This is a genomic window from Albimonas sp. (genome assembly GCF_055129145.1).
The window spans coordinates 1-23,958 of record NZ_JBSRTQ010000037.1 but is presented as its reverse complement, the minus strand read 5'-3'; the positions used below and the strand labels follow the sequence as shown (position 1 = coordinate 23,958).

21 protein-coding genes are annotated in these 23,958 nt (G+C 72.3%); 13 read left to right on the top strand and 8 right to left on the bottom strand.

Going from position 1 to position 23,958, the window contains the following annotated elements; translation table 11 throughout:
- Positions 1-15 precede the first annotated feature (15 nt).
- From ACTB72_RS08390 to ACTB72_RS08355, 8 genes are all read left to right on the top strand, one after another.
- Positions 16-990 carry an ABC transporter permease gene (locus ACTB72_RS08390; protein ID WP_463036537.1) on the top strand — a complete coding sequence of 325 codons (975 nt, stop codon included), beginning with the start codon at positions 16-18 and terminating at the stop codon, positions 988-990.
- Complete coding sequence (locus tag ACTB72_RS08385) at positions 987-1,868, top strand: ABC transporter permease (RefSeq protein ID WP_463036536.1); 882 nt, start codon at positions 987-989, stop codon at positions 1,866-1,868. The genes ACTB72_RS08390 and ACTB72_RS08385 overlap by 4 nt, the downstream gene beginning before the upstream one ends.
- An 8-nt stretch (positions 1,869-1,876) precedes the next feature.
- Positions 1,877-3,532 carry an ABC transporter ATP-binding protein gene (locus tag ACTB72_RS08380; protein ID WP_463036535.1) on the top strand — a complete coding sequence of 552 codons (1,656 nt, stop codon included), beginning with the start codon at positions 1,877-1,879 and terminating at the stop codon, positions 3,530-3,532.
- On the top strand, positions 3,529-5,154 hold the full coding sequence (locus ACTB72_RS08375) for an aminotransferase class V-fold PLP-dependent enzyme (RefSeq protein WP_463036534.1): 1,626 nt from the start codon (positions 3,529-3,531) through the stop codon (positions 5,152-5,154). The genes ACTB72_RS08380 and ACTB72_RS08375 overlap by 4 nt, the downstream gene beginning before the upstream one ends.
- Positions 5,151-6,458, top strand: a complete 1,308-nt coding sequence (locus ACTB72_RS08370) for an NAD(P)/FAD-dependent oxidoreductase (protein WP_463036533.1) — start codon at positions 5,151-5,153, stop codon at positions 6,456-6,458. The genes ACTB72_RS08375 and ACTB72_RS08370 overlap by 4 nt, the downstream gene beginning before the upstream one ends.
- A 33-nt stretch (positions 6,459-6,491) precedes the next feature.
- Positions 6,492-6,965 (top strand): L-2-amino-thiazoline-4-carboxylic acid hydrolase, encoded by a 474-nt coding sequence (locus tag ACTB72_RS08365; RefSeq protein ID WP_463036532.1) that lies wholly within the window; start codon positions 6,492-6,494, stop codon positions 6,963-6,965.
- Between the two features lie 10 nt (positions 6,966-6,975).
- Positions 6,976-8,145 (top strand): M20 aminoacylase family protein, encoded by a 1,170-nt coding sequence (locus tag ACTB72_RS08360; protein WP_463036531.1) that lies wholly within the window; start codon positions 6,976-6,978, stop codon positions 8,143-8,145.
- 191 nt (positions 8,146-8,336) lie between these two features.
- Complete coding sequence (locus tag ACTB72_RS08355) at positions 8,337-9,053, top strand: DNA helicase (RefSeq protein ID WP_463036530.1); 717 nt, start codon at positions 8,337-8,339, stop codon at positions 9,051-9,053.
- Positions 9,054-9,135: 82 nt separating this feature from the next.
- Here ACTB72_RS08355 and ACTB72_RS08350 read toward each other — a convergent pair whose 3' ends face one another.
- From ACTB72_RS08350 to ACTB72_RS08315, 8 genes are all read right to left on the bottom strand, one after another.
- A complete protein-coding gene (locus ACTB72_RS08350) occupies positions 9,136-10,020 on the bottom strand; it encodes an alpha/beta fold hydrolase (protein ID WP_463036529.1) in 885 nt (294 codons plus the stop codon).
- A gap of 45 nt (positions 10,021-10,065) precedes the next feature.
- Positions 10,066-11,064, bottom strand: coding sequence for a 4-hydroxyproline epimerase (locus ACTB72_RS08345; protein WP_463036528.1), 999 nt, complete (start codon positions 11,062-11,064; stop codon positions 10,066-10,068).
- Between the two features lie 7 nt (positions 11,065-11,071).
- Positions 11,072-12,313 carry an NAD(P)/FAD-dependent oxidoreductase gene (locus ACTB72_RS08340; RefSeq protein ID WP_463036527.1) on the bottom strand — a complete coding sequence of 414 codons (1,242 nt, stop codon included), beginning with the start codon at positions 12,311-12,313 and terminating at the stop codon, positions 11,072-11,074.
- A 104-nt stretch (positions 12,314-12,417) separates the two neighbouring features.
- Positions 12,418-13,371 (bottom strand): TRAP transporter large permease subunit, encoded by a 954-nt coding sequence (locus ACTB72_RS08335; protein WP_463036526.1) that lies wholly within the window; start codon positions 13,369-13,371, stop codon positions 12,418-12,420.
- Positions 13,368-13,904 carry a TRAP transporter small permease subunit gene (locus ACTB72_RS08330; RefSeq protein WP_463036525.1) on the bottom strand — a complete coding sequence of 179 codons (537 nt, stop codon included), beginning with the start codon at positions 13,902-13,904 and terminating at the stop codon, positions 13,368-13,370. Before ACTB72_RS08330 ends, ACTB72_RS08335 begins: the two co-directional genes overlap by 4 nt.
- A gap of 306 nt (positions 13,905-14,210) precedes the next feature.
- The gene (locus tag ACTB72_RS08325; RefSeq protein WP_463036524.1) at positions 14,211-17,636 is read right to left on the bottom strand and encodes a sarcosine oxidase subunit alpha family protein; all 3,426 of its coding nucleotides are present in this window, start codon (positions 17,634-17,636) and stop codon (positions 14,211-14,213) included.
- Complete coding sequence (locus tag ACTB72_RS08320; protein ID WP_463036523.1) at positions 17,633-17,890, bottom strand: sarcosine oxidase subunit delta; 258 nt, start codon at positions 17,888-17,890, stop codon at positions 17,633-17,635. The genes ACTB72_RS08325 and ACTB72_RS08320 overlap by 4 nt, the downstream gene beginning before the upstream one ends.
- 13 nt (positions 17,891-17,903) lie before the next feature.
- Positions 17,904-19,151 (bottom strand): sarcosine oxidase subunit beta family protein, encoded by a 1,248-nt coding sequence (locus ACTB72_RS08315; RefSeq protein ID WP_463036522.1) that lies wholly within the window; start codon positions 19,149-19,151, stop codon positions 17,904-17,906.
- A 97-nt stretch (positions 19,152-19,248) separates the two neighbouring features.
- On the opposite strand from ACTB72_RS08315, the gene ACTB72_RS08310 reads away from it, so the two are divergent.
- The 5 genes from ACTB72_RS08310 to ACTB72_RS08290 all read left to right on the top strand — a co-directional run bounded on the left by ACTB72_RS08310 (position 19,249) and on the right by ACTB72_RS08290 (position 23,946).
- Positions 19,249-20,292 (top strand): GlxA family transcriptional regulator, encoded by a 1,044-nt coding sequence (locus tag ACTB72_RS08310; protein ID WP_463036521.1) that lies wholly within the window; start codon positions 19,249-19,251, stop codon positions 20,290-20,292.
- Positions 20,293-20,297: 5 nt separating this feature from the next.
- On the top strand, positions 20,298-20,939 hold the full coding sequence (locus ACTB72_RS08305) for a helix-turn-helix domain-containing protein (protein ID WP_463036520.1): 642 nt from the start codon (positions 20,298-20,300) through the stop codon (positions 20,937-20,939).
- Positions 20,940-21,048: 109 nt separating this feature from the next.
- Positions 21,049-21,933, top strand: a complete 885-nt coding sequence (locus ACTB72_RS08300; RefSeq protein WP_463036519.1) for a class II glutamine amidotransferase — start codon at positions 21,049-21,051, stop codon at positions 21,931-21,933.
- Between the two features lies 1 nt (position 21,934).
- Positions 21,935-22,618: a GltB/FmdC/FwdC-like GXGXG domain-containing protein gene (locus ACTB72_RS08295; protein WP_463036518.1), complete on the top strand. Its 684-nt coding sequence runs from the start codon at positions 21,935-21,937 to the stop codon at positions 22,616-22,618.
- A gap of 11 nt (positions 22,619-22,629) precedes the next feature.
- On the top strand, positions 22,630-23,946 hold the full coding sequence (locus tag ACTB72_RS08290) for an FMN-binding glutamate synthase family protein (RefSeq protein WP_463036517.1): 1,317 nt from the start codon (positions 22,630-22,632) through the stop codon (positions 23,944-23,946).
- The last annotated feature ends 12 nt before the right edge of the window (positions 23,947-23,958 follow it).

The following is a 23,958-nucleotide window of genomic DNA, read 5'->3' as shown; positions in this document are numbered from 1 at the left end:
GAAAACCGAACCCCGATGCCCATTCTCATTTACGCGCTGCGACGCGCGCTCCAGGCCGTTCCGGTGATCGTGCTGATCATGATCGGCGCCTTCCTGCTGCTGAAGCTCGCGCCCGGCGACACCGTCGACGCGCTGGTCGGCGACATGGGCGGGGCCGACGCCCAGTTCATCGCGCGGCTGCGCGCGGAATACGGGCTGGATCAGCCGGTCTGGGTGCAGCTCTGGCGCTACATGATCAAGTTCCTGACCTTCGATTTCGGCTGGTCCTTCGTCTACGAGCAACCCGTCGCGGTGGTGCTGGGCGAGCGGATCGGCACCACGCTGATGCTGATGGCGGCGTCGCTGTTCTTCGCCTTCACGCTGGGGGTGGCGCTGGGGGCCATCGCGGCGCGAAAGGCCTATTCGACGACGGACAACGTGATTTCGACGCTGGGCCTCGTGTTCTACGCCACCCCGAGCTTCTTCCTGAGCCTGATGATGATCGTGATCTTCTCGGTCAAGCTGGGCTGGCTGCCCGTCGGCGGCATCAAGACCATCGCCGGGTTCTACACCGGCTGGGCGCATGTCTGGGACGTGGCGCTGCATCTGGTGATGCCGACCGCGGCGCTGTCGCTGATCTATCTCGCCTTCTACCTGCGTCTGATGCGCGCCGCGGTGCTGGAAGTGGCCGAGCTCGACTATGTGCGCACCGCGCGGGCCAAGGGCGCGGGCGAGGGGCGGCTGATGTTCCACCACATCATGCGCAACGCGCTGCTGCCGGTGATCACGCTGCTGGGGCTGCAGTTCTCGACCCTGCTGGGCGGGTCCGTGGTGGTGGAGTCGGTGTTCTCGCTGCCCGGGCTCGGCAATCTCGCCTACCAGTCGGTCGTGCAACGCGACCTCAACACCCTGATGGGCATCATCTTCATGAGCTCGGTCGTCGTGGTGGCGGTCAACTTCCTGACCGACCTGCTCTACGCCCGCCTGGATTCCCGGATCGAACTGTCATGAGCCTCGCCGAAACCACCGAACTGCCGCCCGAGGAGCCGTCGCGCGCCCTCGTCTTCTGGCGCCGCTATCGCCGCAACAAGGCCGCCGTGCTGGGGCTGTTCCTGCTGGGCGTGATCGTGCTGCTGGCCCTGACCGCGGGGATCTACGAGCCGGTGGACCCGCTGCGCCGGGCGGGAGAGCCGCTGACCTGGCCGTTCCAGGACTGGGCGACGCCGCTCGGCACCGATCAGCTCGGCCGGGACATTCTGGCCGGGATTTTCCACGGAGCGCGGATTTCGCTGATGATCGGGGTGGTGGCGACGCTGATCTCCATCGCCATCGGCGTGGTGATCGGGGCGGTCGCGGGCTATTTCGGCGGCTGGATCGACGATGTGCTGATGCGCATCACCGAGGCGTTCCAGACCGTGCCGAATTTCGTGCTGCTGCTGACGCTGGTGGCGATCCTGGGGTCGTCGATCGAGAACATCGTGCTCGCCATCGGGATCGTGTCCTGGACCGCGCCGGCGCGTCTGGCGCGGGCGGAGTTCATGTCGCTGAGACGGCGGGAGTTCATCGAGGCGGTCCGCAATCTGGGCGTCGGCGACATGGCGATCATCTTCCGGGAGATCCTGCCCAACGCCCTGCCCCCGGTGGTGGTCTACGCGTCCGTCATCATGGCGCTGGCGATCCTGCTGGAATCGGCGCTGGCCTTCCTCGGCCTCGGCGATCCGAATTACGCGAGCTGGGGCAACATGATCGGCCAGGGCCGCGCGGTGTTGCGCACCGAATGGTTCGTCGCCGCCATTCCCGGCATCGCCATCGTGCTGACCGTGCTGTCGTTCTCGCTGCTCGGCGAGGGACTGAACGAAGCGCTGAACCCGCGGCAGAAAAAGGGATGAGCCTCAACGTGACCGATGGGCCTGTGACTCCCACCCCGATCCTCGAAATCGAGAACCTTCGCGTGGCCCTGCCCAAGGGGGCCGACCGGCCCTATGCGCTGGACGGGCTGAGCCTGACCGTGAACCCCGGCGAGATCGTGTGCCTGGTGGGCGAGAGCGGATCGGGCAAGAGCCTCGCCGCCGGCGCGGTGATGCGCCTGCTGCCGGAGCCGTCGGTGCGCATGACCGGCGGGTCGGTGAAATTCGACGGGCAGGACCTGGCGGGGCTGTCGGAGACGCAGATGCGCGCGCTCCGCGGCGACCGCATGGCGATGATCTTCCAGGAGCCGATGACGGCGCTGAACCCGCAGAAGACCGTCGGCTGGCAGATCGACGAAGTGCTGCGGCTGCATACCTCGATGGGCTCGAAAGAGCGCAAGGAACGCTCGCTCGCCATGCTGCGCGACGTGCATATCCCGGACCCGGAAGGGGCCTACAACGCCTATCCGCACCAGGTCTCGGGCGGGCAGCGGCAGCGGGTGATGATCGCGATGGCGCTCGCCATGTCGCCCCGGCTGGTGATCGCCGACGAGCCGACGACCGCGCTCGACGTCACCACCCAGCTGCAGATCCTGCGCCTGATCCGGGAATTGCAGGCGAGCCAGGGCGCCGGGATCCTGTTCATCACCCACGATTTCGGCGTGGTGGCGGAGATCGCGGACCGGGTGGCGGTGCTGCGCCGGGGCGAACTGGTGGAACACGGGCCGGCGGCGGAGGTGCTGAACCATCCGCAGCATCCCTATACCCGCGCCCTGATCGCGGCGGTGCCGGACCTGCGTCCGCCCGCGCCGCGGGATTTTTCGGACGCGCCGGTGGTGCTGAAGGCTGAGGGGATGCTGAAGACCTTCAAGGCGCGCGGCGGCATGTTCTCGGGCAAGCGCAGCGCGGTGGCGGCGGTCGATCATGTCTCCTTCGACCTGCGCCGGGGCGAGACGCTCGGCGTGGTGGGCGAGAGCGGGTCGGGCAAGACCACGGTCTCGCGCTGCGTGACAAGGCTGCTGGAGGCCGACGGCGGCAAGGCGGAGCTGCTGGGGCGCGATATTCTCGGGGCCGACGCGAAGACCCTGCGGGCGATGCGGGCCGACATCCAGATGGTGTTCCAGGACCCGATGGCCTCGTTGAACCCTCGCAAGCGGGTGGTGGACCTGATCGCGCAGGGGCCGATCGTGCATGGCATGAAGCCTTCGCTCGCCCGCGAGAAAGCGCGCGAGCTGCTGGCGCTGGTGGAATTGTCGCCGGCCGCCGCCGACCGCTATCCGCACGAGTTTTCGGGCGGCCAGCGCCAGCGCATCGGCATCGCCCGGGCGCTCGCGATGGAGCCCAAGGTGATCGTGGCCGACGAGCCTGTCTCCGCGCTCGACGTCTCGGTGCAGGCGCAGGTGCTGCGGCTGCTCGCCGATCTGCGGGAGCGGCTGGAGCTGTCGCTGCTGTTCGTGACCCATGACCTGCGCGTCGCCGCCCAGCTCTGCGATCGGGTGGCGGTGATGGAGAAGGGCAAGATCGTGGAGATGGGGCTGGTCGCCGACATCTTCGCCAATCCCGAGCATCCCTACACGCGCAAACTGCTTTCCTCGATACCCGGCCGGGACTGGGTTCCGCCGGTGATGAAGGACGACGCCGCATGAAACCCTTCCGCCCCACCATCGAGGACGTCCGCGCCCAGGTGATCGGCGATGGCGCCGCGATCCCCGGACCCTTCGGGCCGCGGCCGCTGGTCTATGCCGATTACGTGGCCTCGGGCCGCGCGCTCGGCTTCATCGAGGACGCGATCCGCGCCCATGTCCTGCCCTCCTACGGCAACACCCATACCGAGACGTCCTATACGGGCCGCCAGACCACCCGCCTGCGCGAGATGGCGCGGGAGGCGGTGCGGCGCGGGGTCGGCGCGGACGAAGGCCATGCGGTGATCTTCACCGGGGCCGGCGCGACGGCGGCGTCCGACAAGCTGGTCCGCGCGCTGGCGCTGGGGCCGGGGGACACGGTCTTCGTCGGCCCTTATGAGCATCACTCCAACGATCTGCCCTGGCGCGAATGCGGGGCGCGGCTGGTCCGCGTGCCTTTGGATGCGCGCGGCGGGATCTGTCAGGAGACCCTGGCGCGCGAGCTCGCGTCGGTGAATTCGGCGGCCGGAGAGGGGCGGCTGATCGGCGCGTTCTCGGCCGCGTCCAACGTCACCGGCGTGCGCACCGACATCCCGGCGCTCGCCCGGCTGATGCACGCCCATGGCGGGCGGCTGGTCTGCGATTTCGCCGGCGGCGGGCCCTATATCCCGATCCGCATGGCGGGGACGGGGGCGGAGGACCGGATCGACGCGGCGTTCCTGTCGCCGCACAAGTTCCCCGGCGGGCCCGGCGCGTCCGGCGTGCTGGTCGCCGACCGGGCGATGCTGGATTGCGAGATCCCGACCGTGCCGGGCGGGGGGACCGTGTCCTACGTCACCGAGACCGGGCGCACCTATGTGAAGGACGCCGAGCGGCGGGAGGAGGCGGGGACGCCGGCCATCGTCGACAACATCCGGGCGGGCCTCGTGCTGCTGCTGAAGACCGAGATCGGGGCGGAGGAGATCGAGGCCCGCGAAGCCGCGCTCGCCGCAAGGCTCGACGCCCGGCTGCGCGCCATTCCGGGGATGGAGCTGCTGGGCCCGCAGGAGGCGGAGCGGCTGGGGATTTTCTCGTTCAACCTCCGGGTCGGCGGGCGGTACCTGCACCACAACTTCGTGGTGGCGCTGCTCAACGACCTCTTCGGGTTGCAGACCCGGGGCGGCTGTTCCTGCGCCGGGCCCTATGGCCACGCGCTGCTCGGCATCGACGCGGAGGGGGCCGCGGCCCATGCCCGCGCCGTCGCCCGCGGCCAGTCGGCGTTCCGGCCGGGCTGGGCGCGGCTCGGCGTGAACTACTTCTTCGCCGAGGAGGTGGTGGACTACATCGCCGATGCGGTGGAATTCGTCGCGGCGCAGGGGTTGGCGCTGCTGCCGCTTTATGAGCTCGACGCCCGTGGCGGGGTCTGGCGGGCGCGGATCGGGATGCCGGACGAGGGGGGGCCGAAGAGCCTCGCCGACCTCTGGGCCGGACCGCCGGCGCAGGGGGTCGCCCCGCCGGATTTCGCGGTGTGTCTGGCCGATGCGGCGGTGATCGCCGAGGGTGCGCTGCTGGCCCCGCCTGCGCCGATCCAGAAATTCGATCCGGAGACCGAGGCCCTGCGCTGGTTCTGGATGCCGCACGAAGTCGCTCAGGGAGAGCCCGCATGATCGCGCCGTTTCCGCCGTCGATGTGGGCGGCCTCCGCCGTCGCCCGCGCGCCCGCGCCCAAGCTGAAGGGCGAGGTCGAGGCCGACGCCGTGGTGATCGGGGCCGGGTTCTCGGGCCTCTCCACCGCGCTGCACCTCGCGCGGCGGGGGATCGGCGTGGTGGTGGTGGAGGCGAACGCGGTCGGCTGGGGCGCGTCCGGGCGCAACAACGGCCAGGTGATCCCGACCCTGACCGCGGCCGAGCCCGACGGCATGGTCGCCAAATACGGCGACGCCGGCGCGCGGCTGGCGCGGCTTGTCGGAGGCTCCGCCGACTATCTCTTCCAGGTCGCCCGCGAAGAGGGGATCATGGAAATGGCGGAGGCGGAGCAGACCGGCTGGTTCCAGCCCGCCCATTCGCCGGGCCGCCTGCGCCTGTCGGAAAAGCGGGTGGAGGCGTGGCGGCGTCACGGCTTCCCGGCGGAGATGCTGGACCGCAAGGCCGCCGCCGACATGCTGGGCACCGATTTCTGGTATGGCGGCATGCACAACCCCACCGGCGGCCATGTGAACCCGCTGGGCCTGTCGCGCGGGCTGGCGCTGGCGGCCGAGCGCCACGGCGCGGTGATCCATGAGGACAGCCCGGTCACCGAATGGAAGCGCGAGGGCGAGTTCTGGCGGGTGCGGACGCCCGAGGGCTCGGTCAAGGCCCGCGCGCTGGTGCTGGCGACGAATGCCTACACGGACCTGATCACCGCCGATCTGGCGCCCAAGCTCTCGCGCACGGTCGTCCCGGTGCTGAGCTGGCAGATGGCGACGGAGCCGCTCGGCGACAACCTGCGCGCCAAGATCCTGCCGGGGCGCCAGGCGGTGTCGGACACGCGCGGCGACCTGCGCTTCTTCCGCTACGACGCCCGCAACCGGCTGATCACCGGGGGCGCCGTGATCGGGCCGTGGAATGCCGGCGAGCGGGTCAAGGCGACCGCGGCGAAGCGCATGGGCGAGGCGTTCCCCGAGATGGGCGAGCCGAAGATGACCCATGTCTGGAACGGCTATATCGGCATGACCTGGGACCGTTATCCGCGGGTCCACAAGCTCGGCCCCGATGGCTGGGCGTGGATCGGCTGCAACGGGCGCGGCGTGGCGCTGTCGGTGTCGATGGGGCGGGAGATGGCGGCGGCGGTGGCGGGCGTGTCGGTGGACGAGCTGGCTCTGCCGGTCACGACACCAAAGCCCCTGCCCTTCCACGGGATCGGGCGGCGGATCGCGCCCTATTACCTCGCCTGGATGCGCCGCAAGGATCACACCGAACCGAAGCTGGACTGAAGTCCGCAGACGACCCCACCTGAGGAGGAACCCATGACCGACATGCCGATTCTGGAGCGTCGCCGCATCGAGGCGCTGGTGCTCAAGCACGTCTACGAGACCGCGAAGGCCAAATACGGCGAGGACGACGCCAAGGCGCTGATCGGCGAGGCGGTCACCGCCTCGGCCGTCGAGCATGGCAAGGGCTTCGCCGAGGCGCTGGGCCACACGCCGAGCCTGAAGGACTTCGCCGACATCATGCCGCTCTGGCAGAAAGAGGATGCGCTGCGCATCGAGACGCTGCGCGCCGATGAAGAGCACCTCGACTTCAACGTCGTGCGCTGCCGCTACTCGGAAATGTACAAGGAGATGGGGCTGGGCGACATCGGGCATCTGCTGTCGTGCAACCGCGACGGCGACTTCTGCATCGGCTACAATCCGAACATGAAGCTGACCCGGACCCAGACCATCATGAAGGGCGCCAGTCATTGCGACTTCCGCTACCGCATGGAAACCGAAGAATCCTGAGGGGAACCCCATGGCCGTCGAAAACTGGGTGTCGAAGCAGCTGCCGGAGCTGACCGAATTCCGCCGCGACCTGCACCGCAATCCCGAACTGCTCTACGACGTGCACGCCACCGCGGCGAAGGTCGCGGCCGCGCTGCGCGAGGCGGGCGTGGACGAAGTGGTGGAGGGGATCGGGCGCACCGGCGTGGTGGGCATCATCCACGGGCAGTCCAACAAATCGGGCAGGATGATCGGCCTGCGCGCCGACATGGACGCCCTGCCGATCCTGGAGGAGACCGGGGCCGAGTGGGCCTCGACCATCCCCGGCAAGATGCATGCCTGCGGGCATGACGGGCACACCACCATGCTGCTGGGCGCGGCGCGGGCGCTGGCCGAAAGCCGGGCCTTCGACGGCTCGGTCATGGTGATCTTCCAGCCGGCGGAAGAGGGCGGGGCCGGCGCCAAGGCGATGATCGACGACGGGATGCTGACCCGCTGGCCGCTGGCCGAGGTCTACGGGATGCACAACAAGCCGGACCTGCCGCTGGGCGAATTCGCGATCTGCGCGGGCCCGCTGATGGGCTCGGTCGACGAGGTGCGGATCACCATCGAGGGGGTCGGGGGCCATGCGGCCTTCCCGCACAACACCGTCGATCCGCTGATGGCGACCTCGGCGCTGGTGCAGGCGATCCAGTCGATCGTGTCGCGCAACCTCGACCCGCTGAAGTCGGCGGTGATCTCGATCACCACCATCCATGGCGGCGACGCGTTCAACGTGATCCCGCAGGCGATCTCGATGACCGGGACGGTGCGCACGCTGGACGAGGGCGTGCGCGGCATGGTGGAGAAGCGGCTCGCCAAGGCCGTGCAGGGGATCGCCGACGCCTATGACGCGACGGCGACGCTCGACTACATCCGCATGTACCCCGTCACGGTGAATTCCGAGGCGGGGGCCGAGCGGGCGGCGGCGGCGGCCATCGAGGTCGCGGGCGAGGGGCGGGTGGACCGCGCCTGGTCCCCGGCGATGGGGGGCGAGGATTTCTCGTTCATGCTCAACGAGGTGCCGGGCGCGATGATCTTCGTCGGCAACGGGCCGAGCGCCGGGCTGCATCACCCGAAATACGACTTCAATGACGAGGCGATGACCTACGGCTGCTCCTACTGGACCACGCTGGTGCGTCAGCGGCTGCCGCTGGATTGACGAGGCGCGGGGAGGGGCGACCCTCCCCGTTGCGCGGATCGGGGCGGGGAGGGTAGGGTTTCGGATCGGCCCGGCCCGGGCCTCCCCCCTCCGTCGGGGAAGCCTTCGCAGGCAGGGCGTCGGGTGTCCCTGGACCCTCGGTCGAGCCGTCGCAGAAGGAGGGGATGCGTCGCAGGCTCGGGAGGTTTCCGATGGTTTCGACGCCGATCCACGTTCTGAAACGCCGCGCCAGGCTGTTGGCGCGCCGCACCGGGGCGCCGCTGCACGCGGCGCTCGATGCCGTGGCGCGGGAAGAGGGGTTTTCCGGGTGGAGCCTGCTCGCCGCCCGCGCCGCCGCCCGGCCTGCGCCTGACCCTGCCGCCCGCCTGCTCGCCGACCTGCGACCGGGCGACCTCGCGCTGATCGCGGCCCGCCCGCTTCAGGGCAAGACGCGGCTGGGTCTCGCCCTCGCCGCCGAAGCCGCCCGCGCCGGCCGCCGCGCCGCCTTCTTCACTCTGGAATGGACCGAGGCGGAGACCCGCGCCCGCCTCCCCGCCCTGCCCCCCTACATTCCCGCCCTGCCCCGCGGACTTTCCATCGAGGCCACGGACGAGATCTGCGCCGACCACGTCATCGCGCGCCTGTCCGGGGCGTTCCCCGGCGACGTGGCGGTGATCGACTATCTGCAGATCCTCGACCAGCCCCGCTCCCGCCCGCCGCTCTCCGCCCAGGTGGCGGCGCTGAAGGGGTTCGCTTCGCGCAGCGGGGTCGTCGTCGCCTGCCTCTCCCAGATCGACCGGCGCTATGATCCCGCGCGCAAACCCGTGCCGGACCGGGCCGACATCCGCCTGCCCAATCCGCTGGACCTGGCGCTCTTCGACCGGGCCTGCTTCCTGCAGGGCGGCGAGATCCGGCTGGACGCCGCCTGATCGGGGCGGCCTGAGGCGGCGCGGGGGGACGGCGGGCGGGACGATGTCGCCGCGAGGCGACGAGGCCCGGACCCGTCCCCCCCTAGCGGACCCGGAGCGCCCCCGTCCCCCAGGGGCCGGCGCCGGGAGGATCGAGGCCCAACCCCTCGGCCATCGCGGCGGCGTAGAGGGCGGGGCGCATGATGAAGGCGTGATGCCCGCCCTCGGCGAAGCGGTAGATGACGCCGGGGCGCAGCTGGGCGCGCAGCTCCTCGCGCCGGACGGCGGGCAGCACCGGGTCGTCCTCGGCCTCGATCACCGATATCGCCTCCGCCGGCAGGCTCTGCGGCGGCGGCGGCGGCGCGTGGCGCAGCGCCATCAGGCGGGCGCGCATCAGGCGGGCGGGGATTCGGCCGCGGATCTCGGCCAGCAGCAGCGCCACCACGTCGGCCTGGGAGGGGTGGCGCACCGCCCAGCCCTGCAGTCCGCGGCCGAAGCCCTCGCGCACCGCGGTCATCGGCGTGGACATCGGGTCGCCTGCGAAGGGCCGCAGATCGGCGAGGAACCCGACCGAGGCGATGGTGCTGGCCGCCACCAGACGCTCGATCCGGTCCGGGCGGCGCGCGGCGAGATGCTGCGCCACGAACCCGCCGAGCGAGGCGCCGAAGACCGAGGCGCGGTCCGCCCCGACCCGGTCCAGCAGCCGCACCAGGTCGTCGCACCAGACCGTGAGATCATGGGTGGCGGGATAGGTGACCGAGATCAGCCGCGCCCGCCCCTCGAGCCGCGCCATCACCCGCCACAGGATATCGGCGCGCCCCAGCGTGCCGGGCAGCAGCAGCAGGGTCTTGGGGGGAGCGTCGGCGGCGGCGTCGGCGGAGGCGGGCGGCGGGGTTTCGATCATCCCCCAGCGCCGGCCGCCGATGGTGACCGGGCGTTCGGGATGGTCGGCGAGATAGGCGTCCCGCTCCGCGACGATGTCGATCATCGGGCAGGGGCCATGGGCGGGGAAGAGGTGGGATCGGGGACGCGTTCAGACAACCTGGAATCCGTGGGCATAGGGGTCGCGGTCGTCAATAAAGATAGTATTTATTCCCGTTAGGCGAGCCCAGCCTGCGACCGAAGGCACGATGGCCGGGCGCCCCGCCACCTCGGCCGCCGCCTCGATCCGGCCATGGAAGCGGGAGCCGATGATGCTCTCGTGCACGAAATCCTCGCCGGGGGCGAGCCGCCCCTGCGCCGCCCATTGCGCCATGCGAGCGGAGGTGCCGGTCCCGCAGGGGCTGCGGTCGATGGCCTTGTCGCCGTAGAAGACCGCGTTGCGCGCGGTGGAATCGCGGGCGAGGGGCGCCCCGGTCCACAGGATATGCGACAGGCCGCGGATCGCGGGCGCCTCGGGGTGGACGAAGTCATGCGCCTGGTTCAGCGCGGCGCGCAGCGGGGCCGAGTGGGCGATGAGCTCTCCGGCGGTGAAATCAGCCATGTCGCGGAAATTCGGCTGCGGGTCGACGATGGCGTAGAAATTGCCGCCATAGGCCACGTCGACGGTGAGGCGGCCCAGCGCGGGATGGTCGACCGCGATGCCCTCCGCATGCAGATAGGCGGGAACGTTGGTGAGGCGGACTTCTTCGATGAAGCCGTCCGCCTGCCGGTAGCGGACCACCACCACGCCGGCGGGGGTGTCGAGGCGCAAGGTCCCGGGCTCGCGCGGCGTGACCAGCCCGTGTTCGAGCGCCATGGTCACCGTCCCGATGGTTCCGTGACCGCACATCGGCAGGCAGCCCGACGTCTCGATATAGAGCACCGCCACGTCGCAATCGGGCCGGGTCGGGGGGTAGAGGATCGCGCCCGACATCATGTCATGGCCGCGCGGCTCGAACATCAGGCCGCGGCGGATCCAGTCATGATGCGCGAGGAAGTCGGCGCGCTTCTCCAGCATGGTCTCGCCGGCCAGGATCGGGCCGCCGCCGGCCACCAGCCGCACCGGATTGCCGCAGGTGTGCCCGTCGAGGCAGAAGAACGCGTGGCGCATGGGGGCCTCAGGCGAAGCGGGCGAGGGAGAACGGCGCGAGATCGAGCGCCGGGGCCCGGCCCAGCGCCAGGTCGGCGACCAGGCGGGCGGTGCCCGACGACTGGGTCATGCCCAGATGCCCGTGCCCGAAGGCGTAGAGCACGCGGGGGTCGCGCCGGACGGCCCCGATGGCGGGGACCGAGTCGGGCATGGAAGGCCGAAACCCCATCCACTGGGTCCCGCCCTCGGTTTCGAGGCCGGGGAGGAAGCGTTTCGCCTTGGCCAGCATCGCCTGCGCCCGGCGGAAGTCGGGGGGGCGCTTCAGCCCGGCCAGTTCCACCGCGCCGCCGACCCGGATGCCGGAGGTGAGGCGCGAAACTACGAAACCGTGGGCGGAGAAGGTGATGTGCTGGCGCAGATCGAAGGCGCCGGGGGGGAGGGTGGTGTTGTAGCCGCGCTCCGTCTCCAGCGGTGCGGTCTCGCCGAGAGGTTCGACGAGGCGCTTCGACCAGGCCCCGGCGGCGATCAGCACTTTTCGCGCGGCGACGGTTCCGCCGGAGGTCAGGCGGACGGAGACGGTCTCGCCATCGGGGATCACCGCCTCGGCCTCGCCCTTTCGCACTTCGGCGCCGCGGGCCATGGCGGCGGCGGCGAGCGCGCGGGTGTAGTCGAACGGGTCCGACACCGCCCGCCAGCCGGGCATGAAGGCGCCCTGGGCGAATTCGGGGGCGAGGCCGGGCTGCAGGGCCTCGATCGCGTCGCGGTCGAGGATCCGGTGCTCGATGCCGTGGTCGCGGCGCGCCTCCCAGACGGGGCGTGCGGCGTCGAAGGCGGCGCGGTCCTCGTAAAGCTCCAGCGCCCCCTCGGCGCGGATCATGTGGCCGAGATCGGCGGCGGCGACCAGCGACGCGCTCTCGGCGGACGCCAGGCGCATCATGCCGGCATGGGTCTCGCGGCCCTTCGCATAGGTGGCGGGGCGCGCGGCGCGGAAGAAGCGCCAGAGCCAGGGCGCGATGGCGGGCAGATAGGCGGGGGGCAGCGACAGGGGGCCGAGCGGGTCGACCAGCCAGCGCGGCGCGCGACGCAGCGCGCCGGGCGAGGCCAGCGGCTCGATATCGTCGAAGGCGAGCGCGCCGGCGTTGCCGAAGCTCGCGCCCCGGCCGACGCCGTTCCGCTCGATCAGGGTCACGCGCAGCCCGGCCTCCTGCAGGCGGAAGGCGGCCGTGACGCCGATGATCCCGGCCCCGATGATCGCGACGTCCGTATCCATCCCGCATCCCTCGATGGCTATGGGCCGAGCGCCCGGATGATGTGTTGCACGCGGCGGGCGGAGGCGTCGAGGGCCGGACGGCGCATCCACCCTGCGGAAAGGCCTCAGCGCCTGCCGAGGAGGTCCGGCGCCCAGGTGACGAGCGCGGGGAGAAGGGCTGCGGCGGCGATGACGGCGATCTGCGCGGCGGCGGGGAGGAGGGAGGCGCGGGGGGCGCGCGGGTCGATGAGCGCGCCCGCCTGAGCGGCGAGCAGGAAGAGGGCGGCGAACCACACGGGGTCCGCCCCCCCCCCGCGGACCAGCGGCGCGAGGATCGGGGCGCAGACCAGCATCGCGGCGACCGGCCCGACCGCGAGCGAGACCAGCGCCACGGCGACGAGACCGAGGACGACGAGGCCGCGCGTCCCCCCCGCCAGATCCGCAACCATCGTCCCGCCCCCCGCGGCGATGAACACGCCCGCGAAGAACAGCCCGGCGCAGAGCGTGAGCAGAAGCGTCGCGGTGTCGAGCGCCGCCTCGGCCAGGGTGGAAAGCCGGGGACCGGGGCCGAAGGCGAAGGCCAGCCCGGCGGCGGCGAGCGCGCCCAGCGCCCCGGCCTCGGCCGGGGAGACGAGGCGGCCCAGCATCAGGACCAGCACGGCGACGATCAGGAGCGCGGGGGCGAGCGGGGTCGGCCCCCGCGGCGGGTTCCGCCAGGAATGCAGCGCCGCAAGGATCGCCACGGGCCCGATCAGCCCCGCCGCCGTGGCCGGCGCGCCCAGCCCCGCGACGGAGGCGTAGACCACCGCCGCCGCCAGCGACGGCGCCGCCGGAAACGTCGCGCCCGGGAATGCCCGGCGCAGGATCGCGGCCATCAGCAGAAAGGGCGGCGCGGCGGTCAGCGCGTAGGCGGAGGCGGAGGTCTCGACCGTCCGGTGCAGCAGCTGGAAGAGATTGTCGCCGAAGATCACGGCGGAGCCGGCGGCGGCGGCGACCAGCAGCGCATAGGCGACCGGCGCGCCCGCGAGGGTCAGCGCCAGCAGAGCGGGGATCATCAGGGGGGCGACGAGGTCGGTCACGCCCGGTCCCTCCGCCCGGCGCCGCCCGCCCCCGGCGCATCGGCATGGCCGAGGATCCGGCGCAGCCCGTCGGCCCCGAGCTGCAGCGCGAACAGGGTCAGCCCGACGGCGAGCAGCGTCAGGAACGGCCACAGCTTCGGCCCCCAGTCGGAGATCGGATCGACCCGGTCGTGGAGGAAGGCGAAGATCGCCCGGTCCCAGCCGAACCAGGCCGCCCCGGCGCAGAGCGGCGCGAGGGCGCAGAGTTCCACCGCGCCGCGGATCCGGGCGCCAAGGCGGGCGGGGAGAAGGGCGGCGCCGGCGAACCGGTCGACGCGCACGGCCTGGCCAAGGCCGAGCAGGAACGCCGCCGCCATCGCCATCCAGACGAGCTCGACGCTCCAGGCCGCGCGCTCGCCCCCGAGGAGACGCAGCGCCGCCTGCCCTCCCAGCAGCGCGACCATCCCCGCCAGCGCCAGCGCCCCGCCCCGGGCGGCGAGACGGGAGACGGCGTCGATCCGGCGGAGCGATGCGAGGGCGCGGAGCGTCTTCATGGGTCGGAACGGTCCTTGGGCTGGTCCGGACGCGGAGGGCGCGCGGGGCGTTGCGCGATGATGCGGCGCCGGCCGCCCCGACGAAACCCTTCCCACGGCGCGCGTCGTCGCGGGGGAGGCGGCGGGGCGCTGTCGCGCAACGCGGCGAGCGGCGGCAACGACGTTGGCGAGAAGAGCGGCGCGGCCCCGCCCCCGGATTGCGACGCCAGCGGCGAAGCAGGGGCCGTCGAAGACCCGGCACGCGGGAGCGGGGCATGACGAGACCACCCGACGCGCGGGAGAGGCGGGGCGCGAAAGGGGCGCCGGTCAGGGGGGCGGGGCGGCGACCTCCAGGCCGAACTCGGCGCCGGCGGCGAGGAGGGCGTGCCAGAGGTCGAGGGCGCGGGAGCGGGTGACGGCGATCTCCCAGCGCTCGGGGCCGAGGCGCGCGAGGGAGAGAACGTGGTGGTTCCATTGGGTGAGGATGGAATGGCCCTCGGGGAAGGCCTCGGGGTCGAGTTGGGCGCCGGTTCCGGCGGCGAGCAGCGCGGCGGCGGCGGGGCCCTCGATGCGCAGGCGGATCCAGGCGCCGGAGACGTCGGTGGTCAGGGCGTCTTCGGGGAGGGGGCCGGGGGGGCCGAAGACGAGCCAGCGGCCGGGGCCGGCGAAGCGGACCGGACAGGGGATTTCAGCGGACCCGGTGGGGGGCGTGGGCCGCCCGGGGGCGGCGAAGACGTGGAGGACGGGGCCCTCGGGCAGCGCGGTCAGGCGCAGGCCGGGGGCGCCGGCGCGGCCGGAGGAGGCGGGGACGAGCGTCAGCGCGGGCGTGGGATTGAGGGCGGGGGGCGGCAGGGGGGCGCCGGGGGGCGGGGCCGGGGCGCGGAGGCGGGCCCCCTCGGGGTCGAGGAAGACGGGCGCGACGATGCGGGCGGGGGTCGTGGTTCCGGCGAGGCCGTCCCAGACGGCGACGGCCTCGCCCATGCGCGCGGCGCCGCCGCGGACCAGCGCCAGCCCGATGGCGTGGCCGAGATGGGGGGAGAGGGTGGCGGAGGTGACGTGGCCCTGGTCGGCCTCGAGCGTGGGGGCCTCGCCCTGGTTCAGCACGTGGGCGCCGGCGCGGATCTCGCCGGCGGGGTCGAGGGGGATCAGGCCGCAGAGTTGCAAGCGTCGGGGGTCGGTCAGGCCGGGGAGGGAGAGGAGGGCGCGGCCGATGAAATCCGGTTTTTCCATGCGCGCCATGCGGCCGAGGCCGAGATCGGCGGCGGTCGCCGTGCCGTTGATCTCGGCATGGGTGACGTGGCCCTTTTCGATGCGCAGGATCGCCAGCGCCTCGGCGCCGTAGGGGGTGAGGGCGCCGTCGGCGGCCTCGGTCAGCGCGTCGGCGAGGGCGGGGCCCCAGGCGGCGGGGACGGCGATCTCGTAGGCGCGCTCGCCGGAATAGGACAGGCGATAGAGGCGAGCGGGGAGGCGGCCCCCGAAGAGCGTGACCTCGGCGGCGGCCATGTAGGGGAAGGCCTCGTCCGAGAGGTCGGCGTCCACCACCCGGCCGAGGATGGCGCGGGAATTGGGGCCGGCCACGGCGAGCTGCGCCCAGTGGTCGGTGACCGACGCCATGCGGACGTCGAGATCGGGCCAGAGGACCTGGGCGCAGAACTCCATATGCGCGAAGGCGGGGGCGGCGGCCGCGGTGGTCGTGGTGACGAAGAAGCGGTCGGGGGCGAGGCGGGCGACCGTGCCGTCGTCAAGCACGTGACCATCCTCGCGCAGCATCAGGGCGTAGCGGGCGCGGCCGACGGGGAGCGTGGCGATGCCGTTGCAATAGACCCGGTCGAGGAAGGCGGCGGCGTCGGGGCCAAGCACCTCGATCTTGCCAAGGGTGGAGACGTCGCAGAGGCCGGCGGCGGCGCGGACGGCGCGGGCTTCGCGTTCCGCGCTGACGCGCCAATGGGTCTCGCCGGGGGCGGGGAACCAGGCGGGGCGGAGCCATTGGCCGGTTTCGACGAAGACGGCGCCCCGGGCGGCGGACCAGGCGTGGAGCGGCGTGCGGCGGACGGGCTGGAAATGGGCGCCCCGGTGCGGGCCGGCCAGCGCCCCGAGGCTGATCGGGGCGAAGGGCGGGCGCATGGTGGTGAGGGGGACGGCGCCGGGGGGGAGGCCGCGCAGCGCGGCGAGCGCGAGGGCGGCGTTGACGCCGGAGGTGCGGCCCTGATCGGTGGCCATGCCGGCGGTGGTGTAGCGCTTGGCGAGCTCGGGGTCGCCATAGCCTTCGGCCTCGGCCGCCGCGAGGTCGGTGAGCGTCACGTCGTTCTGGAAGTCGACGAAGGCCTTTCGAAGGCCCGCCCGGCCCGGGGCGGAAAGCGGGAGGCGTGGCGGCGGCGGGGCCGTGTCCTCGCGCGCCGGAGGGAAGGCGGGCTCGGCGGATAGCCCGAGGCGGGTCAGCGCGGCGACCGCCGCGGCGGCGCCGTCGCCGAGGCAGGCCTCGATGCCCGAAAGGCCGCGGGCGGCGCCGGCCAGCGCAAGGCCCGGCTGGTCGGGGACGAGGAAGGCGGCGCGCTCGGCCGACCACTCGGGCCGGGCGCCGCGCTGGCAGGCGAGCTGGATCAGCGGGCTCCAGCCGCCGGAGATGGCGAGGGCGTCGGCCTCGATGCGTTTGCCGTCGATCTCGACGGCGCGGAGGCGGCGGCGGCCAAGCGCGGCGAGGGTGGCGCCCTGCCCCGGCTGGTCGAGGGAGAGGATTTGAGCGACTTCGACCCCCGCGGCCTCCAGGTTCCGGGCCAGGGCGTGGCCCGATGGCCCGTTGGTGACGACGGCGACGCGGGCGCCGGGGGCCACGGCGTGGCGGTTGAGGTGACGGCGCATGGCGCCGGCGAGCGCGATGCCGGGGAGGTCGTTGCCGGGGAAGACCAGCGGCCGCTCGTCGGCGCCGGCGCAGAGCAGCGCCTCGCGCGCGGCGATCCGCCAGAGACGCTCGGCCGGGAGGGGCGGCGCGGGGAGGGGTTTGGCGACGGTTTCGAGCGCGCCGAAGACGTTGTCGTCATACCAGCCGAAGACGGTGGTCCGGGGGAGGATCTGCAACGCGCCGGAGGCGAGGAGAGCTGTGGGGTCGGGGCCCTCGCCCGCAGGCAGGTCGAGGAGACCGCCGCCGGGGGCCTCGCCCTCGTCGGCCAGGATCACCTTGGCCCCCGCGGCGGCGGCGGTGAGGGCGGCGGCGATGCCGGCGGGGCCGGCCCCGATGACCAGCAGGTCGCAATGCGCCCAGCGTTTCGCATAGGCATCGGGGTCGGGCTCGGTCCCGGCGCGACCGAGGCCGGCGGCGCGGCGGATCAGGGGCTCGTAGACCCGCTCCCAGAACGCCGGGGGCCACATGAAGGTCTTGTAATAGAAACCGGCGCCGAGCAGCGGGGCGAAGAGGCCGGCGACGGAACCGAGGTCGAAGCGCAGGCTGGGAAAACGGTTCTGGCTTTCGGCGACGAGGCCCTCGGTCAGGGGGATTGTGGTGGCGCGGACGTTGGGTTCGCGGCGGCCTCCGGTTCCGGTGGCGACCAGCGCGTTGGGCTCGGCGGAACCGGCGGTCAGGGGGCCGCGGCGGCGGTGGTATTTGAAGGAGCGGGCGAGCGTGTCCTGCCCCGCGGCCAGCAGGGCGGAGGCGAGGGTGTCGCCGGCGAAGCCCTGGTAGCCGTGGCCGTCGAAGGTGAAGCGGAGCGGGCGCGCGCGGTCGATTCGGCCGCCGGAGGGGAGGCGACGGGCGGTCATGGCGCGACGTCCTCCACCGAAAAGACCTCATGGGTGGCGGTGTCCCGGGTCACCACCAGCCAGCGGCCGCAACCGCCCGCATGGCGCCAGTGTTCGCGGTGGCGCCCGCGCGGGTTTTCGCGGGCGTAGAGATAGGCGAGCCAGTCGGCCTGCGGGGCCTCGGGCGCGGGGCGGACCGGGGCGGCGTCGCCGCGCACCGAAAACTCCTCGCGCGGGCGGGGGCCGCAATGGGGGCAGGCGATCAGGCTGGCCATGGTCCGGAGCCCCTCAGTGCAGGTTGGGGAAGGGGCCGGCGCCCTTCTCGTCAAGCAACGCGCCGCGGGCGAAACGGTCGAGCCGGTAGGCCTCGGCCGCCGGATGCGGCGCGCCCGTGGCGATGAGATGCGCGAAGCATAGGCCGGAGGCGGGAGTGGCCTTGAAGCCGCCATAGCACCAGCCGGCGTTCAGATAGAGGTTGTCCAGCGCCCGGTCGATGATCGGGGAGCCGTCCATGGTCATGTCCATCACGCCGCCCCAGCCACGCAGCAGTTTCACGCGGGACAGCGCGGGGATCATGGAGACGCCGGCCTCCACCACATGTTCCACCGTCGCGAGCCCGCCGCGCTGCGCATAGGAGTTCCAGCCGTCGATGTCCCCGCCGAAGACGAGGCCGCCCTTGTCGGACTGGCTGACGTAGAAATGCCCGGCGCCGAAGGTGATGACGTTGGGGATCAGCGGCTTGAGCCCCTCCGACACGAAGGCCTGCAGGACGTGGGACTCGATGGGGAGGGTAAGGCCCGCCATCTGCGCGGTGCGCGAGGAATGGCCGGCGGTGGCGAGCGCGAGGCGCTTGCAGCGGATCTCGCCGCGGGTGGTCTCGACGCCCGTCGCCGTCTCGCCGTCGCGGCGGATGGCGGTGACCTCGCAATGGGGGATGATGTCGACGCCCAGGGCCGAGGCGGCGCGGGCGTAGCCCCAGGCGACCGCGTCATGGCGCACCGTGCCGCCGCGGGGCTGCACCAGCGCGCCGCGGACCGGAAAGCGGGCGTTCTCGAAGTCGAGGAAGGGCATTTTCGCGCGGACCTGGGCCTCGTCCCACATCTCGGCGTCGACCCCGTGCAGGCGCATGGCGTTGCCCCGCCTGCGATAGGCGTCGCGCTGGCCGTCGCTGTGCCAGAGGTTGGCGACGCCCCGCTGCGAGACCATGGCGTTGAAGTTCAGGTCCTGCTCCAGCCGCTCCCACAGCTTCATCGATAGCTCGTAGAACGGGTTGTTGCCCGGCAGCAGGTAGTTGGAGCGGATGATCGTCGTGTTGCGCCCGACATTGCCGGAGCCGACATAGCCCTTCTCCAGCACCGCGACATTGGCGATCCCGTAGCGGGCGGCGAGCTGCCAGGCGGTGGCGAGCCCGTGGCCGCCGCCGCCCACGATCACCACGTCATAGGCGGCCTTGGGCTCGGGGGAACGCCAGGCCGGCGCGCGGGGTGGGGTCCCGCGTATGGCGTCGGCGACCAGGCGAAGCGCGGAGTATCGCATGGGGGGCTCCGAGGGGCGGCGGCGGCTGGAGCGGATCATGGGGCGGCGGCGGGCCGGGCGATTGCATGAAAAAGACGGTTTCGGATATGAAGGGGACATGTGCGCCGCCTCCCCTTCCCGCCCCGCTCTCGGCCCCGGCGACCGGGCCGTTCAGACGGTGGGCTTCCTGCTGATCCCCGGCTTCGCGCTGATGTCCTATGCGGCGGCCTCAGAGCCGCTGCGGGCCGCGAACCTGATCGCCGGGCGGGAGATCTACCGCGTCCGCGCCTTCGGGCCGGGGGGCGGGGCGAGCGTGGCGGCGTCCTCGGGCGCGCTGATCCCCGCAGGCCCCCTGCCCGGGCGCGGCGCCGGGCTTTCGGTGCTGCTGGTCTGCGCGGGGGGGCGCCCGGCGGACTGGGCGTGGCCTGCCGTCCATGCCTGCCTGCGGGGGCAGGCGCGGGACGGGGTTCGGCTGGGCGGGATCTCTGGCGGGGCATGGCTGCTGGCGGCGGCGGGCGTTCTGGGAGGGCGGGATTTCACCCTGCATTGGGAACATGCCGCGGCGCTGGCGGAGGCGTTCCCGGACCTGACGCCGACCCAGACCCGCTACGTGATCGACCGCGACCGGATCACCTGCGGCGGCGGCGTCGCGCCGCTGGACCTGATGCACGCGCTGATCGCGGAGCGGATGGGAGCGGCCTTCGCGCGCCGCGTCTCCGACTGGTTCTTGCACGCGGAGGTCGCGGCCCCCGCGGCCCCGCAGCGAGGCGGCCTCGCCGAGCGGTGGGGGGTGAACCATCCGGGGCTGCTGGCGGCGCTCGAAAAACTGGAGGCGAGCCTGGACGCGCCCGCGCCCCGCGCCGCGCTGGCGCGGTTGGCCGGCGTGGGGCCGCGGCAGCTGGATCGGCTGTTCCGCGACCATCTGGGCACCACCCCGCGGGCCGCGCATCGGGGGCTCCGGCTCGCCCATGCGCGGCGGCTGCTGGCGCAGAGCCCGCTTTCGGTGGCCGAGATCGCCCATGCGGCGGGGTTTTCCTCCGCCTCCCATTTCGCGCGGGCGCATCGCGAGGCGTTCGGCGTCGCGCCGCGGGACGCCCGGGCCGCTGCGCTTGCGCCGGGGGAAAATTCCGGTACCGAGGAGAAAGCCAGACCACGAGGATGACCGCCATGGCCCGCCCCCCCGGCCTCAACCAGGACCCCCACGCCCCGCGCGAGGCCAGGGAGAACCGGCTTGAGACGGCCATCGGGCACGAGGTCCGCACGCTGCGCACCAAGCTGGGCGTGGCGATGACCGATCTGGCGGCGGCGACCGGGATCTCGCCGGGGATGCTTTCGAAGATCGAGAACGGGAACATCTCGCCGTCCTTGTCGACCTTGCAGGCCTTGGCGCGGGGGCTCGGCGTGCCGCTGACCGGGCTCTTCCGGCGTTATGACGAGCCGCGCGGCGCGATGCATGTGAAGGCCGGCGAGGGGGTGGACGTGGAGCGGCGGGGGACGCGGGCCGGGCACCAGTACACGCTGCTGGGGCATGCGGACGGCGCCTCGGCGGGCGTGGTGGTCGAGCCCTATCTGATCACGCTGACCACGGATTCGGACGTGTTCCCGAGCTTCCGGCATGAGGGGATGGAGTTCATCCACATGCTCGACGGGGAGCTGGGGTATCGGCATGGCGAGACCATCTACGACATGGGGCCGGGCGACAGCCTGTATTTCGAGGCGGACGCGCCACACGGGCCGGAAGTGCTGGTGCGGCTGCCGGCCCGCTATCTCTCGATCATCTGCTACCCGCAGCCCGGCCCGCCGCGATAGGGCTGCGTCGCCCGGCCGCGTTTCCTGCGGGGAAATCATGTTTCCTCTCCGTTGCGGCCTCGCGCGGCGCGGGCTAGCGTCTTGGCATCGCCCCATGGAGGCCCCTGGCATGTGCGGAATCGTCGGACTGTTCCTGAAGGACCGGACGCTGGAGCCGCGGCTCGGCGCGCTCCTCTCCGACATGCTGGTCACGATGACCGACCGCGGGCCGGACAGCGCCGGAATCGCGATCTATGGCGCCTCGGCGCCGGGCCGCGCGCGGATCACCGTGCAGTCGGATGCGCCGGATGCGGACTTCCCGGCGCTGGAGGCGGCGATGGCCGCTTTCGACGCGGGCGTGGCGCGCAAGAGCACGCATGCGGTGGTGTCGGTGGATTTTTCGCGGATGGCGGAGGCGCGCGCGGCGGCCGAAAGCCTGGGCCGCATTCGCGTCACGGGGGCCGGCGAGGCGGTGGAGATCTTCAAGGAAGTCGGGCTGCCGGCCGCGGTGGTCGACCGCTTCGGGATCCGCGCCATGGCGGGCTCGCACGGGGTCGGGCATACGCGGATGGCGACCGAAAGCGCGGTGACGACGCTGGGCGCGCATCCGTTCTCCACCGGGCCGGACCAGTGCCTGGTGCATAACGGCTCGCTGTCGAACCACAACAACCTGCGGCGCGAGATGATCCGCGAGGGGGTGCGGTTCGAGACGGAGAATGACTCGGAAGTCGCCGCCGCGTGGCTGACCGCGCGCATGGGCGCGGGGCGTTCCCTGGGTCAGGCGCTGGACGATGCGCTGACCGGGCTCGACGGGTTTTACACCTTCGTGGTGGGGACCAAGTCGGGGTTCGGCGTGCTGCGCGACCCCATCGCCTGCAAGCCGGCGGTCTTGGCCGAGACCGACCAGTGGGTGGCCTTCGGGTCCGAATACCGGGCGCTGACCGGGCTGCCGGGGATCGAGGCCGCCCGGGTGTGGGAGCCCGAGCCCGCCACCGTCTATTTCTGGGAGCGCTGAGATGCCGGTCTTCGATCTTGCTTCCCAGCCGCTGCGCGCGCTGAACGCCGCGCTGCACGCCCTGCCCGACGCCGCGGACAACGGCCGGTTCGAAGTGCTGAACCCGCGCGGGGCGCACTCGGTGGCGGTGGGGGTCGAAAAGCCCTGCGAGATCGAGGTGATGGGCTCCGTCGGCTATTATTGCGGCGGCATGAACGAGGCCGGGGCGATCACGGTGCATGGCTCGGCCGGGCCAGGGGTTGCCGAGAACATGATGGGCGGGCGCGTGGTGGTGGAGGGCGACGCCTCCCAATACGCGGGCGCGACGGGGCATGGCGGCTTGCTGGTGATCCGCGGCTCGGCGGCGTCGCGCTGCGGGATCTCGCTCAAGGGCCTCGACATCGTGGTCGGCGGGTCCATCGGGCACATGTCGGCCTTCATGGCCCAGTCGGGCCGCATGGTCGTGCTGGGCGATGCGGGCGAGGCGCTGGGGGATTCGATCTACGAGGCGCGGATCTACGTGCGCGGGACCGTGAAAAGCCTGGGCGCCGACTGCGTGGAGAAGCCGATGCGCGACGAACATCGCGCCGAGGTGGCGGGGCTGCTGGCCGACGCCGGGATCGAGGCCGATCCGGGCGCATTCCGCCGCTACGGGTCCGCCCGCAAGCTCTACCATTTCGACGTCGACAACGCGGACGCCTATTGAGGGCCGATGACATGACCCGAACCCATCCCCGCAAGTCCGCGACCTTCGACGACTACACCCTGTCGGAGATCCGCCGCGCCGCCGCGACCGGCATTTACGACATCCGCGGAGCCGGCGCGAAGCGCGCCCTGCCGCATTTCGACGACCTGCTGTTCCTCGGCGCCTCCGTCTCGCGCTACCCGCTGGAGGGGTATCGCGAGCGCTGCGCAACCGACGTCGTGCTGGGCGACCGCTTCGCGTCGAAGCCGATCCACCTGAAGATCCCGATCACCATTGCGGGCATGTCCTTCGGCTCGCTGTCCGGTCAGGCCAAGGAGGCTCTGGGCCGCGGGGCCTCGGCCGCCGGCACGTCCACCACGACCGGCGACGGCGGGATGACGGAGGAGGAGCGGGGGCATTCGGAGATCCTCGTCTATCAGTATCTGCCGTCCCGCTACGGGATGAACCCGCGCGACCTGCGCCGGGCGGACGCGATCGAGATCGTCATCGGTCAGGGCGCGAAGCCGGGCGGCGGGGGGATGCTGCTCGGCCAGAAGATCTCGGCGCGCGTGGCGGGGATGCGGGACTTGCCGGAGGGGATCGACCAGCGCTCCGCCTGTCGGCACCCCGACTGGACCGGGCCGGATGATCTGGAGATCAAGATCGGCGAGCTGCGCGAGATCACCGATTGGGAGAAGCCGATCTATGTGAAGGTCGGCGGCTCGCGGCCCTATTACGACGTGGCGCTCGCCGTGAAGGCCGGCGCGGATGTGGTGGTGCTGGACGGGATGCAGGGGGGCACAGCGGCGACGCAGGAGGTGTTCATCGAGCATGTCGGCCTGCCGACGCTCGCCTGCATCCGGCCGGCGGTTCAGGCGCTGCAGGATCTCGGCATGCACCGGAAAGTGCAGCTCATCGTCTCGGGCGGCATCCGCAACGGGGCGGATGTGGCGAAGGCGCTGGCGCTGGGGGCGGATGCGGTGTCGATCGGGACCGCGGCGCTGGTGGCGCTGGGCGACAACGACCCGCGCTGGACGGAGGATTACGCCGATCTCGGCACCGTGCCGGGCGCCTATGACGACTGGCATGAGGGGCGCGATCCGGCGGGGATCACCACGCAGGACCCCGCGCTCGCCGCCCGGCTCGATCCGGCGGCGGCGGGGCGCAGGCTCGCGAATTACCTGAAGGTCATGACGCTGGAGGCGCAGACCATCGCGCGGGCCTGCGGGAAATCGCGGCTCGCGAATCTCGAGCCGGAGGATCTCTGCGCCCTGACCCTGGAGGCGGCGGCGATGGCGCGCGTGCCGCTCGCCGGCACCGACTGGATCCCCGGGAGGGGAGGTTTTTAGCGCGGCCCGACC